The following is a 13,008-nucleotide window of genomic DNA, read 5'->3' as shown; positions in this document are numbered from 1 at the left end:
ATGAAGATGTTGTGCAGATCCTCAATCTGATGCTACAGGATCATGAAATATGGGGATTTGAATCCGAAAGGTTGTTCCGACATTCCATTTGCTATTGACGGCAATGGTTCCGTGATGCAGCTCGACCAGCTGCTTAACGATCGGAAGACCGAGCCCAAGCCCGGTTGACGACCCGTTCGACGCTTCACGGCGTTTCATCGTTCCCCGATAAAAGCGTTCGAAAACGTTCGGGAGCTCTTCCTCCTCCATGCCCATCCCATCGTCCGTCACAGCAATCGTACACATCGCAGCTTCGAAGGATACCTGGATCAGCACCGAACTACGCGCATATCTTAACGCATTGCCAATCAAATTGATCAAAATTTGTCTGAAGCGAGTTTCATCGGCATAGATGCGAAAGCTGCCTTCCCCCTGCAGCTCAATGCTGATCCCGCCTGTTTCTTCTGCGTCTACGGCGAATAACTCGATAAGCTCATGAATCATATTCCGCAGCGAGAACCATGTTGGATAAAGCGGCAGATGGCCGGATTCCGCTAAAGCCAGCTGTTGCAAGTCGGATAGCAGCTTGCTCATGCGATAGATTTCATCCTGCAGCAAAGCTGCCTGCGTCAGATCCAGAGGGATTTGCTGGGTTAAACAATGGTCTAATTGCGTTCGCATCACTGACAAAGGGGTCCGCAATTCATGGGCGATATCCGCGACCATCGATTTGCGGATCGTCTCCAGACGATACAGCCGCTGCGAGATTTTGGCGATTTCAGCTTCTAGCATTTGCATTGTGATTTGACCGGATTTACTGCTCTGGTTCGTCACGTGTTCCGGGTGCGTTTGAGCCAGCGGGGTCAATTGATCGGATAGACGGTGAAGTAATTGAGCTTGAGCCTCATCTTTGTTTCGCATGATCAGGTAAATGACCACGAAAATCAACAGTCCGAAAATAAGGGAAAAATAGACCAGTTGAGGACTCCCGGCGATTCCAGCCGGAAAAGACATTTGATAATAACCGACCACTTCCCGGTCTAACAGTAAAATCTGCCGTTCGCTCCAAATAGGATCTGAATTCGGTGGATCGACAGGCGGCCAGACCCATTCGTTATCTGCAGACCATATCTGCAGGTTCCCGCCTATTTCATTCAAAGGAGTGGGCAGTTCCTCCTGCCGTGCTGTTTCCAGCTTTGCTATCACCCGCTCCCAATTCCCATACAGCTCATAGAGCGAACTGAGGTAGGTGCTTGTTTGTATCGTTTGCTGCCGTTTATATTGATTCTCCGTGTTGTTCTGAATCCAAGCAGTCACGGCGTACAGGGTCAAAGCACAGAAGACCGCCAGGATCATCGCTGCCAGAAGGGAGCCTCTATTGCGTATGGCGAGGCCGTTCCTGCTTGTTCTCCACAGCGGTATCACGGTAAAGCTCCTCCGCCAAACCTATAGCCAACCCCATAAACCGTAACGATATATTGCGGTTGGGCAGGATCATCCTCAATTTTGCGGCGAAGATTGCGGATGTGAGAATCAATGGTCCGTTCGTAACCATAGTAAACCTCGCCCAACATTTGATCGATCAATTGCAGGCGGCTGAAAACTCGGCCGGGTTGTTCGGCTAACGTGACCAAGAGTTCGAATTCAGTCGGTGTCAGCGAAATGAATTGGTCATTCTTCTTCACTTCATGCCGAAATGGATCGATCGTCAATGACCCGCTGCGTAACACCTTATCTTCGGTAATGCCGGCAGAGCCGGACCTCCGCAGAACCGCTTTGATCCTGGCCAGCAACTCTCTCATGCCAAACGGTTTCGTAATATAATCGTCAGCCCCGATCTCAAGCGCAATCACTTTATCCCACTCATCCGTTTTGGCCGTCAGCATAATAACTGGAACTTTGCGTTCCCGCTGAACTTCCCTGCATAGATCCGTTCCGGATTGTCCGGGCAGCATCCAATCGATCAAGATCAGGTCAAACGATTGTTTGCGCAGCAGATCTAATGCCGCCTCGGCGCATAACGCATGGGTGACCCGGCATCCCTCCTGATCCAGGAAAGCAACGACTCTTTCGACAATTTTAAATTCATCTTCGACCCATAAAATGTTCATCCGCTCTACCCCTCATCCCCACCAATAAATCGAATTCAACCTCGTAGCCCTAGCCAGCCCTAACTATTCTCGTGATCTCTATTATACCATTTCTGATGATCAGATTAATGGGTTCAATCAACACAGCAGCGGAGCGTTAATATAAGTGACGGTTGAGTGAACGTTCACATAGAGTGCTTGACGAAATAGAAAAACACCGCTTCGTTTGGCAAAGTGAGATTTGAAAATTTCATGAAAATCGCTTGATCCTGCTTCCATTTAAATGGACAATGTGACTTTTTTCACAGTAGTGGAACCGGCCTTCCTTTATAGTGAAAGTATATACAACAGGATAAAGGGGAGAGAAGGATGAAAACTAACGTCGCTATTATCATCGGATTTTTTGTGCTGGGTGCGTTTTTAGTCGGCTATAAGGTAACCGAATTAATGAACATTCCAGATTCAGCGCCTGCCTCCCAGGCAGGATCTGTCCAAGAGGAGATCAAATTCAATCCGCCTAGCCTCGACGACGTGCCGGAAGGACCTGTAGGAGAAGCTATTAAATACGGCTATCAGTTAATTAGTGAAACCGATACGATGCTTCCCGATTATGTAGGAAACAAGCTGTCCTGTATTAGCTGCCATGCCGGGGCGGGTCTGGACATGAACAGCTCGCCATTTGTCGGGGTGACGACGGCTTTCCCGCAATATCGTGCCCGGGAAGGAATTGTCTTTACATTGGAAGACCGGATTAACGGATGTATGGTCCGCAGTATGAACGGAGAGGAGCTTCCATACGACAGTGAGGAAATGCGTGCCATGATGGCGTATTTAACCTATATTTCGGATGGCATTCCGGTAGGCGCGGACCTCCCCTGGAGAATGCAAAATGCTACCGAACATTTGCCCATCCCTGATCTGGAGGAGGGAGAGCAGCTGTATAAGCAATCTTGCTTGGCCTGTCACGGGGTGGACGGATCAGGAACCGGATCGAGCACTGGACCTGCTCTGTGGGGCGATAATTCCTTCAATGATGGAGCCGGACTGTCGCGGATGACGAAGCTGGCCGGTTACATTATGAACACGATGCCTAAAGGGCAAGGAGGGTCATTGACCGACCAGGAAGTATCTAACGTAGCGGCATTTATACTCTCGATGGATCGTCCGGAATGGAAAGGTCACGATACCGATTGGCCTAACGGCGGACGCCCTAAAGATATTATGAATAAAGAGCTCCGTGAACAGATTCAGAACGGAACGATTAATTGGGAGGAAATATTGAACTAGTCCGACATAGTCATGCCTTAAGGCTGATTCTATTCTCGCAAGGAATAGGATCAGCCTCTTTGCGCGGGACAGGTTTGTTTAAAATAAAAAGCCGGTTCATTCAGCGGCGAAAAACGGGGTTCATCACATTCCCTTCTTCGTCGAATAGAAGTTCCTCCGCTTCTCCCAAAATATCTATGCCGCTTCGGTTGCAGAGTAAACTCCTGTACGATTCCGAAACATAAATATGCTGCAGATCCAGTGTGTTGCGGATCCAGACGATTTTGACGGTATCCGGTGTAACCCGATTGCAGGTCTTGATAGCTATGGCCAGTGCTTCTTTATCCGAACGCAGCACCATTGGAATTTTGGCCCCGAGAAGTGCTGTGGATGTAATACAGTTCGCGTACGTATAGGCGAAGTCTATTTTGCGGAACAGTCTTAGGGTTACTATATCCGCCATTCCAAAACCGGCGGCATTCCCATGCGTCTTCGCGGTTAGATCGCGAAGGATGATCTTCTGAATCGGCGGAGCCGCATCGAAGCCTTGAGTCAAGCCCGATCCCGTCCGCCCGGTAATGTTCGGATCCATCCCGGACCCGCTAACATCTTTGCCTACCTCATCTACGATCAGGACGTCGATTGAATCGACAAGGAGCCGGGGCATAATGTTCTTCGCTTGTTCCAGCAAAATCGGTTCCCTCGCGCAAATCTCTTCCGCAGGCATTACTTGAATGTCACACGTCTCATCATATGCATTCTCTATAATGGCCACGCCTAGAGCGATAGGGGCCGCCTGGATCAACGCTCGTCCCGCTTCAGGAATGACATCGTGGAATCGGTCAAAGCCGAGGCTGTGGATATAAGAAGCGCCTTTATGCTTGCCGAGGCCGATTACGATCATCTTCTGCAGACCGCTTTCCACCCTTCCCTTGAAATCGGTATGCGGCTTCACCCGGTTGATGATTACGACCGCATCGCTCCTATAAGCGTGCTTATCGAAATATAGAGGAATCCCGCCCGGCAACGTACCGACCAGCACCGTTTCCATCGAAGCTTTAATCGGACAGCCCATAGCCTCTTCGGTAATCCCGTATTCCGCCAGCACCGCCTGCTGTCCTTCTGCTGTCGCTCCCCCGTGACTGCCCATGGCGGGAACAATGAACGGCCTTGCTCCCAAGCGGACGAGTTCGCTGATGACGGAAGCGGTAATCTGCTTAAGGTTCGCAATGCCCCGGCTGCCTACGGCAACCGCCACCTTCATCCCGGCGCGAATTTGCTTAGTTGCTTCCGGTCGTTTAAACTGCTCTTTCACTGCAGACGGAATATGGTTTATTTTATCCGTTTTAAAGTACTGTCTAACTGGGATCATGCGAGGAAAAGGGAGATCGAATCCGCCCTCTACCTTCACCTGTATATTTTCAAACATCGGATAACCTCCCGGACCTTACTAATATAAATGGCACTAAAGAAAGCGATCATTCCGTTCCGAAGGAAAGTGCCTCCGAAGCTTCAAACATCTTGTTTTGTATTCCTTCTATATGGATGGGCCTTCGGATGGTAGGAATACAAAGCCAAAACTCGCCCTGGAAGCATCTTTCTTTCTCCACTCCATGATCTATAAATTCTTTAGTGCCGTGTATATATAGAAATCAAAATGGTTAAGTAATCATCTGTCGGTTGGGATCGCAAAGGAAACCGGGATCCGGTTTCCTGGAGCCACTAGCGGTTGGTATCCGCGAACCGCACCGCTTCTTTCAGGGACGGCATGGCCGGTATAGCTCCCTTGACGTTAGCCTTTGACCGCACCCGCCGTTATCCCAGTTATGATATACCGCTGCATAATAAGCGCGATAACAAGGATAGGCAAGGTGATGATCACCGCCGCGGCCATCAAACCGCCCCAGTTGATCTCGGAGTAAGACATAAAGCTGTAGACAGCAATTGGCAAGGTTTTCGTTTTATCCCCGGACAGAACCAATGAAAACATAAAGTTATTCCAGGAAAAAATGAAGGCCAAAATCGATGAAGTAATAATACCCGGCGAAGACAGTGGCAGTAAAATTCGTACAAATGCACTTTGAATCGTGCAGCCATCCACCCTGGCGGCCTCTTCCAGCTCGGAAGGCAGATTCTCATAGAACGAAATCATGACCCAAATAATAAACGGCAGGCCGACAAGCATATGGCTCAGAATGAGTGAGGTATACGTATCGGCCAAATTCAATTTCGAAAAAATGATAAACCAAGGGATCATAAAGGAAATTCCCGGAATGATTCGGGCAATCAGAATGACCAATCCCAAGCCGTGCTGCTTGTACTTGGCAATCGCATACGAAGCCGGGAGGCCTAGTACGAGCGCGAAGAAAGTCGACAGCAGACCGACAACAAAGCTGTTGATGATATATTTCGTGTAGTTGTATTCGGCGAATACGCTTTTGTAATTGTTGAAGGTCGGTTCGAAGAACAGGAACGAGCCTTTGGACATGATCTGCGACTGCGTTTTGAAGGAAGCCAGAATCATCCATAGAAAAGGAAACAAGAACATAAAGGTAACTACCAGGACCAGAAGCATATGCAATCGGTTCTGTAAACGTGTTTTCCTGTTCAATGGAGCACCTCGATTCGTCTGCGCATAACAAGGATGACCAGACTGATGATTAGAACCAGGAAGAAGAACAGCATTAGCAGGGAAGAAGCATATCCCAACTGAAAATATTGAAACCCTAATGTAAATCCATAAATGTTAAGCGTTTCCGAAGCAAATCCGGGACCCCCTTGAGTCATCGCATAGATGATATCGAATGTTTTGAGTGCGTCTATCGACCTCAGCAAGGCGGCGGCAAAAATCGTCGGCAGGATAAGAGGCAAGGTCACCCGCCAAAATTGCTGCCATTTGCTGGCTCCATCTATTTGGGCCGCTTCGTAATAATCTTGCGGAAGTCCGCTTAAGCCGGCAAGAGTAATCAAAGTCACCATCGGCGTCCACTGCCAAATATCAACCAGGGCCAATGCAGGAATAACCTGCTTTTCCGAGGCAATCCACAGTTGAGGGTCTATCCCCAAAAATGCGAGCACCTGGTTCGCAAAACCGATTGTCGGCTCAAAAATTAAGAGCCAGACGAGGCCGAGGGCTACCGGAGTAGCCACCATCGGCATCAGAAATAACGTTTTGACAACATTTTTACCTTTAAAAGGTTTATTGAACATGACTGCAATCGCCACACCAAGAACGATTTCCATAATAATAGCCAGTAGAGTGAAATAAAAAGTCCGGAAAAAAGCGGGCCAAAACCTGGGATCGTCCAAAAGCAGCTTCTTGTAATTGTCCAAAAACACCCACTGGGGCGGCTGTTGATTGGACATGCTCCAATCAAAAAAACTGAGATACGTGGTGTAACCGATCGGAAAAACAATCATGAGTCCAACAAATAAGACAGCAGGGAGTGTAAAAAGCAGTTTGATATGTCTTTCAACCCACCGTTCGATTGGTATCACCTTTTTCTATGCTGGATTAGGTATCACTTGCTCTCTTTATCCAAAAGTTCTTGGAATTGCTTGTTCGCCTCTTCCGCCGCCTTGGCCACATCTTCGCCTGTAATCGCCTTCACAATAATCGAGCCGATCGCGTCGCGGGCTTGGCCTACATTAATGATCAAAGGACGATCATAGCTTTTACCGATTTCGTTAGACTGGTTAATGACGTCCACTAAACCGTCGGGGAATGCTTGTTTACCTTCTTCTGTCTCCCATACCGATTGGCGAGGGCCGGGATTCCCTTCAGCCTGAACTTTAGCGGTAATTTCTTTACTCGTAGCCCATCTGATAAATTCCCATGCAGCATCCTGCTGTTTGGATTTGGCGTTAATGGCGAGCCCCCACGAAGTGACGTTATACGGATGTTGTCCTTTAGGCCCGGCCGGGAATACGGCAAAGCCCACTTTATCCGAAACCTCCGACTTGCTCGGGTCGGTCATGTTCGGAAAGACGCTGTCCGCATCGGTATACATTGCAACCTTCCCTTGGGCAAATACACCAGCCGCTTGCGGCCAGCTCATATTCAATACTCCTGGAGGACCGTAATCCTTGAGCATATCTCCATAATATTGGAAGGCTTCTATAGCCTCGGGCGTATTAAGCGTCGCTTGGCCGTCCTGCATGAAATCTCCGCCCATAGCATACAGGAAGCTCGAGAATTGGGTGACGGCGGGCGAACGTTGTCCGCGCGAAACAAAACCATAAAATTCATTACTCGGATCATGCAGCTTCTTGGCGATTTCCATCATCTCTTCCAATGTTTGCGGGGGCTGCAGATTATGCTGCTCAAACAGATCTTTACGATAATACAGAATTTCACGCTCGGTCACGACGGGAACGCCGAACAGCTTTTGATCCGAAGTCTGCAAGCTTCCTATCGATGATTTGGTGAAATCATTCAAATCCCATTCCTGATCAGATGAGGCTTTATCCAGAGTGGCCACCCAGCCATTCTGCACAAATTGCTTTCCTTCCTGTAATGGGCGAATCATAAATACGTCAATACTCTGCGATCCGGATGTAAATTCCACCGTAATTTTTTGCGTCAGCTGATCTTCAAAATATTGTTCGAGATTTACGGTCATTCCCGTTTCTTTTTCGAATTCGGGAATTAACGGTTTAATCGATTCCGTCCACGGATGGTTGGCGCCAACCAATCGGAGAGCAACCCCTTCATAGGGCTTTTTCCCTTCCCCGGCCTGTCCTTCCGTCGTTCCCCCGCCTTCGCCCCCGCATCCGAGGGTCGTCCCCATCAATACCGTTGCCAATGAAACGGCTGCCGCTATTTTTTTCTTATTCATTCTCTTGCCCATCTTGCCAACACCCCTTTATAAAATAAATACTAATTCTTTACACTACACGGTTAAGTACTGATCGATCTTAAGGCGGAGGAAATGGACCGATTCTTCAAGGTCACCCAAGCCGTTTACTCCATCTTCAATCGAAATCCAATTGTCATAACCGATTTCCTTCAGCACGCGGAAGATGTAATCGTAATCATTAATCCCTTTGCCGATAACGCCATGCGCCAGCGCCTCAGAGTAACCCTGGACGGAATAATCCTTTAAATCTTCTAAAGTAAATCCGTCCTTTAAATAACGGTCGCTGGCATGCATCGTGATCATCCGATGTTTAACCAGATCCAGCAGTCTCAGCGGATCTTCTCCCGCAAATATGGCATTGGACGGGTCATAATTAACTCCAAACCAAGGCGAGGAAATTTGGGCGATAATTTCTAAATAGATATCCGTTGGCTGAGCAAATTCAGGATAGTTCCAAAATCCGTCCTTGTAGTGGTTTTCCATAACCAGATGGACCCGCTTCTCTTCGGCATATGGGAGTAAAGCTGCGATGGATTCCACGGTCCAGCGAATTCCGTCTTCCCTGGCAAGCTCCGGTCTGTTTTGCCCGGATAATACTCTGCAGCTGCGAAAGTCCTCCGGTCCCAGATAGGCCATGACATCAATCATGCCCTTCATCTTGTCTATTTCTTTCACCCGGAACAGCGGATCAGGATGCGTGAAATCGGGAGAGGAACACATCATCGGAATAGCCAGTCCTTGCTGGTTGGCAGCCGCTTTCACTTTAGCGAGGTAACTTTCCCCGGTGCTTTGCAAAAACAACGGATATAATTCCAAGCCGTCGGCACCTAGTTTCCCCGCCAGCTCTATCCATTCAAATAAATCCATTCTTCCGTCAGACAGTTCTTCCATAAATCCTTTTGGAAAAACGGAGATTCTAGCTTGTTTCTTATGGCTCATTCCGTTAACTCCTTTGATGTAATTTAAAGGTTATTGTTTTACGGTTACGACTAAATCGGATAATATTTGCTTCAGTTCTTCACGGTTGGTGCTGGCCGCAAATTGCTTGCTGTCAATGACGAGCGGCGCTCCCACAACAACCAGCGGGGCTCCGTACGCAGGCATCTCGGCTGCTTGCTTTATTGACAATCCTCCCACCGCCTGCACCGGAATTGTTACCGCTTTCACAATCGGATCAAGATGATCCATCGGACTTCGTTCAGGGTCTTCTCCCCGCTCGTCAAAGCCGGTATGAACGATGATGTAATCCACGCCGTTGTCCTGCAGCATTTTGGCATTCGCCACTTTGTCCTCCGCCGCCAGCACGTCTCCCATCACCTTGATGCCATAATAGCGGGCCGCTCTTACGACAGCACGAATAGTTGCCGGATGCGCCACACCCATAACGACGACATGAGTGGCCCCCGCTTTCGCCATCATTTCCGCTTCCAGGTAACCGCCGTCCATCGTTTTTAGATCGGCAACGATAGGATGCTCCGGGAAAGCTTTGCGCAGCTCTCGAACCGCATGAAGTCCTTCTGCCAACAACAGCGGGGTACCGGCCTCTATCCAATCTATCCCTGCTTCCACCGCTATTTCCGCCATCTCCAGTGCTTCCTTAATGCTGGTTACGTCTAACGATATTTGAACAATAGGTTTCATTTCTCTCCTCCTGACTTACTCATTATTTAACTATTGGGACAAACAATCGATTTGGCATGCACCAAGGAATCCATTTCATCGAAGGCAGCTTTCCAATCGTCCATTCCGTACGTCTTCGTCATCGGCAGCGGATCAAGTTCGCCTTTAGCCATCATCAGCAGCACTTTTTCCCACATCGGCCAGTTATGGCTGAACGATCCTTGCAGGCGCGCCGCTTTTTGAATAAGCGGGTCGAGCGTGAAGCCGACCGGTGCAGGTCCCCAGCCGATTTTCGTAATTTGGCCGGCGGGACGGACGACGTCGATGCTTTGCTTCAAGGTAATGGATATTCCTACCGCGTCAAGCACAAGGTCCGGGCCCAAACCGTCGCCGTAGGACATGATTTCCTTAACGACATCCTGTTCATCGGCCACGATAGCCGTGTCGGCTCCGAATTGCTTGGCGATCTCCAAGCGATTATGATCCGCCTTCGTCCCGACAATCGTTAATTGTCCGGGATTGAACAGCTTCGCTACCTGGACGCACATCAAGCCGATCGGTCCGGGCCCGAATACTGCTACATAGTCGCCGGGGCGAATACGGGAATGATGAGCCACTGCATTGTACGCCACACAAGTCGGCTCGGTCATAGCCGCTTTTTCAAAGGAAACGCTATCAGGAATTTTATGGACAATCGTTTCCCGCGTTTTCACATACTGCGCCATGGCTCCGTCTTCGAGGACTCCGAATCCTCTGCGGGTCGGACAAAGATTGTATTGTCCTGTGCGGCAGTATATACATTTCTCACAGACGTAAGCGGGAGTTTCGCTGACAACCCTGTCTCCCTGTTGGAACAGAGTCACCTCTCGGCCAACTTCAGCGACAATCCCCGAGTATTCATGTCCCAGCGTAACCGGACGCTTCACCTCGAACCCTTGAATATCGTGGTACATATGCAGATCGCTTCCACAAACCCCTGCAGCCATTACTTTTATCAGCACATCCTTGGGACCTAACTGTGGAATCGGCACCTCTCGAATCTCGACCTTCCCTTTGCCTGCTGCGTAATTAACAACCGCTTTCAAGCTATCACCTGACCTTCTGCATTTTAAGTATTCTGTGTAGGAGTTTCACTGCATTCTTTAAGTATTTCAATGGAATGATTTGGATGAAACGTTTCATTTTAACTTTGAAAAAGAGGATGCAATCAACGATTTGCACTCTTTTGGGCTGACGATTCCGCGATAATCAGCTCCGGCGTGTAAAAAACATGTGATACTTCTTCTTTCCCCTCGTTTTGAAGTCGATTCAGCAGCAGTTCAGCCGCCTTCTGCCCGATAATAAGGGGGGACTGGCTCACATGAGTCACCGAAGGAGTAATCAAATTCCAATTGTACTCCAGTTCACCGAACGAAACGAGCGTCATATCGTCTGGAATGTGGATATCTCTGTGGCGGCAAGCTTTCATAATTCCGGCCGTCATATTATTGTTGGCGGACAAAAGCGCCGTAGGCGGATCATCCAGAGCGATAAAATGCTCCAGGGCACTGGCACCCCCGCTGTAAGAAAAACCCCCGGTATACTGCAACTCCGGCACCATAGGGAGCTGAAACCGTTCAAGCGCTTTTTGAACGCTGTCATGACGGATTTTACCGTGTATCGTGTTCAAATCTCCGTGAACGACCCCTATCCTCCGATGCCCAAGCTCCACCAAATGCTGAACCAGAAGCTCCATTCCGACCATACTGTTGTCGGCAACGATATCGGTTGCCAATGAATAGACCGGACGGTCAACCAGAACAACCGGGATATGGCGACGGATGATGGCACGAATCTCATCGTTGGCCTGGCCTGTAGTACATACGATAATTCCGTCCACTCTTTTTTCGTACAGCATCATCAGATTTTTGCGCTCGATCTCGACATTCTCCTTGGTCGAGCTAATTAACAGCTGATAATCGCGCTTGTACATGACATCCTCAATTCCTTTGGCCAAAGTCATTTGGAAAGGATTCGTAACGTCGGCCAACAGGACAGCGACCGTATGGGTATTGGATGATTTCAGGCTTCTTGCGACAGCATTGGGAAGATAATTTAGTTCTTTTACGGCACGGCGGACTCTTTCCTTCAGCTCCGGCTTAACGTTACCGCCCCCGTTAATGACTTTGGATGCAGTTCCTACCGAAACCCCGGCTCGTTTAGCGACATCTTTAATCGTTGGTTGCATGTGACTTTAAACTCCTAAACAGATAATTAATGGTACTCTCTAAGAGATGAAACGTTTCATTTTGAGTATATAAAATCATTTAACGATCTGTCAACCCTATATTTGCTCTAAAATTATTATTATTCCGCATCTCGCCTGGGATTTTACATCATCTTACGAAAGTTAAGAGGGATGGCCCCAATCGTTCTAATGAAACTGGATAGCCTTATTTGTGCAAATACAGGTGAATCGGGCGTGTAACGAAACTAGGTAATACTACGCGCAGGAAAAACGATAATATGATGCGAAGAAAGGAACATAACGATACACAGTTTGGTTAAAATTTAAAACAGTGTAAAAATAGCGATTTAACGATATGAGGTTTCGTTACGCTCACAAGAACAGCAAAAAACCGCGACCTTAATAGATCGCGGTTATAACCAAATATTTCCTGGGAAAACTAATATTGGACAAGAGAGATAACTTCCAGATCACCCAGCTTCTCTCTTCCATTCAAGTAGGTCAGTTCGATGAGAAAAGCGCCCGCTACAATTTCTCCTCCCAATTGCCGGATTAATTGGATAGAAGTCGCCAGTGTCCCTCCCGTAGCCAAAAGGTCGTCGGCAATGAGCACCTTGCTGCCGGGTTGAATCGCATCGCGGTGCATGGCCAGCTTATCTTTACCATATTCGAGTGAATAATCGGCTTCGATGCAATCCCCGGGAAGCTTGCCGCTCTTGCGAATCGGTACAAACCCTACCCCCAATGCATAAGCAAGCGGTGCTCCGACAACAAATCCCCGTGCCTCCGGACCGGCGATATAATCAATTTCATAGCGGCTGACCCGCTCCTTCATAGCTTCAATTGCCTCTTTATAAACCGGTCCATTTTTAAGCAGCGTTGTAATGTCTTTAAAGCGGATGCCCGGCTGCGGGTAATCGGGAATAACCCGAATATGCTCCTTGAAATTCATGTTCTGCCTCCGTTA

The 13,008-nt window shown here is 48.5% G+C and carries 12 protein-coding genes; 1 reads left to right on the top strand and 11 read right to left on the bottom strand.

Going from position 1 to position 13,008, the window contains the following annotated elements:
* Window positions 1-21: 21 nt before the first annotated feature.
* Window positions 22-1,404, bottom strand: a complete 1,383-nt coding sequence (locus tag KJS69_RS03180) for a sensor histidine kinase (protein ID WP_213581541.1) — start codon at window positions 1,402-1,404, stop codon at window positions 22-24.
* Entirely contained in the window at window positions 1,401-2,090 is a 690-nt protein-coding gene (locus KJS69_RS03175; protein ID WP_213581540.1) for a response regulator, read from the bottom strand. Before KJS69_RS03175 ends, KJS69_RS03180 begins: the two co-directional genes overlap by 4 nt.
* 348 nt (window positions 2,091-2,438) lie before the next feature.
* On the opposite strand from KJS69_RS03175, the gene KJS69_RS03170 reads away from it, so the two are divergent.
* Window positions 2,439-3,356, top strand: coding sequence for a c-type cytochrome (locus KJS69_RS03170; protein WP_213581539.1), 918 nt, complete (start codon window positions 2,439-2,441; stop codon window positions 3,354-3,356).
* Between the two features lie 100 nt (window positions 3,357-3,456).
* On the opposite strand, the gene KJS69_RS03165 is transcribed toward KJS69_RS03170, so the two are convergent.
* The 9 genes from KJS69_RS03165 to KJS69_RS03125 form a co-directional block, all read right to left on the bottom strand.
* On the bottom strand, window positions 3,457-4,764 hold the full coding sequence (locus tag KJS69_RS03165) for a nickel pincer cofactor-dependent isomerase, group 22 (protein ID WP_213581538.1): 1,308 nt from the start codon (window positions 4,762-4,764) through the stop codon (window positions 3,457-3,459).
* A gap of 363 nt (window positions 4,765-5,127) precedes the next feature.
* Window positions 5,128-5,910: a carbohydrate ABC transporter permease gene (locus KJS69_RS03160; protein WP_213581860.1), complete on the bottom strand. Its 783-nt coding sequence runs from the start codon at window positions 5,908-5,910 to the stop codon at window positions 5,128-5,130.
* A gap of 32 nt (window positions 5,911-5,942) precedes the next feature.
* Window positions 5,943-6,701: a carbohydrate ABC transporter permease gene (locus tag KJS69_RS03155; protein WP_249730328.1), complete on the bottom strand. Its 759-nt coding sequence runs from the start codon at window positions 6,699-6,701 to the stop codon at window positions 5,943-5,945.
* 155 nt (window positions 6,702-6,856) lie between these two features.
* A complete protein-coding gene (locus KJS69_RS03150) occupies window positions 6,857-8,185 on the bottom strand; it encodes an ABC transporter substrate-binding protein (protein ID WP_249730327.1) in 1,329 nt (442 codons plus the stop codon).
* Window positions 8,186-8,227: 42 nt separating this feature from the next.
* Window positions 8,228-9,133 (bottom strand): sugar phosphate isomerase/epimerase family protein, encoded by a 906-nt coding sequence (locus KJS69_RS03145; protein WP_213581537.1) that lies wholly within the window; start codon window positions 9,131-9,133, stop codon window positions 8,228-8,230.
* Window positions 9,134-9,163: 30 nt separating this feature from the next.
* Entirely contained in the window at window positions 9,164-9,835 is a 672-nt protein-coding gene (locus KJS69_RS03140) for an orotidine 5'-phosphate decarboxylase / HUMPS family protein (RefSeq protein WP_213581536.1), read from the bottom strand.
* A 26-nt stretch (window positions 9,836-9,861) separates the two neighbouring features.
* A complete protein-coding gene (locus KJS69_RS03135; RefSeq protein ID WP_213581535.1) occupies window positions 9,862-10,899 on the bottom strand; it encodes a zinc-binding dehydrogenase in 1,038 nt (345 codons plus the stop codon).
* A gap of 122 nt (window positions 10,900-11,021) precedes the next feature.
* Window positions 11,022-12,041, bottom strand: coding sequence for a LacI family DNA-binding transcriptional regulator (locus KJS69_RS03130; RefSeq protein WP_213581534.1), 1,020 nt, complete (start codon window positions 12,039-12,041; stop codon window positions 11,022-11,024).
* Window positions 12,042-12,480: 439 nt separating this feature from the next.
* Window positions 12,481-12,993, bottom strand: a complete 513-nt coding sequence (locus KJS69_RS03125) for an adenine phosphoribosyltransferase (RefSeq protein ID WP_213581533.1) — start codon at window positions 12,991-12,993, stop codon at window positions 12,481-12,483.
* Window positions 12,994-13,008: the final 15 nt, after the last annotated feature.

Origin of the sequence: Paenibacillus sp. J2TS4, assembly GCF_018403245.1 — a bacterium.
Classification (GTDB): domain Bacteria; phylum Bacillota; class Bacilli; order Paenibacillales; family NBRC-103111; genus Paenibacillus_L.
The sequence above is the reverse complement of the archived record's forward strand: the minus strand, read 5'-3'. Positions and strand labels throughout refer to the sequence as shown.

What these genes read in the sequence shown, in the direction of transcription:
- KJS69_RS03175 (WP_213581540.1), bottom strand. Translation starts at nt 2,090, where the DNA reads ATGAACATTTTATGGGTCGAAGATGAATTTAAAATTGTCGAAAGAGTC.
- KJS69_RS03150 (WP_249730327.1), bottom strand. Translation starts at nt 8,185, where the DNA reads ATGGGCAAGAGAATGAATAAGAAAAAAATAGCGGCAGCCGTTTCATTG.
- KJS69_RS03130 (WP_213581534.1), bottom strand. Translation starts at nt 12,041, where the DNA reads ATGCAACCAACGATTAAAGATGTCGCTAAACGAGCCGGGGTTTCGGTA.
- KJS69_RS03165 (WP_213581538.1), bottom strand. Translation starts at nt 4,764, where the DNA reads ATGTTTGAAAATATACAGGTGAAGGTAGAGGGCGGATTCGATCTCCCT.
- KJS69_RS03160 (WP_213581860.1), bottom strand. Translation starts at nt 5,910, where the DNA reads ATGCTTCTGGTCCTGGTAGTTACCTTTATGTTCTTGTTTCCTTTTCTA.
- KJS69_RS03170 (WP_213581539.1), top strand. Translation starts at nt 2,439, where the DNA reads ATGAAAACTAACGTCGCTATTATCATCGGATTTTTTGTGCTGGGTGCG.
- KJS69_RS03155 (WP_249730328.1), bottom strand. Translation starts at nt 6,701, where the DNA reads ATGTCCAATCAACAGCCGCCCCAGTGGGTGTTTTTGGACAATTACAAG.
- KJS69_RS03140 (WP_213581536.1), bottom strand. Translation starts at nt 9,835, where the DNA reads ATGAAACCTATTGTTCAAATATCGTTAGACGTAACCAGCATTAAGGAA.
- KJS69_RS03125 (WP_213581533.1), bottom strand. Translation starts at nt 12,993, where the DNA reads ATGAATTTCAAGGAGCATATTCGGGTTATTCCCGATTACCCGCAGCCG.
- KJS69_RS03145 (WP_213581537.1), bottom strand. Translation starts at nt 9,133, where the DNA reads ATGAGCCATAAGAAACAAGCTAGAATCTCCGTTTTTCCAAAAGGATTT.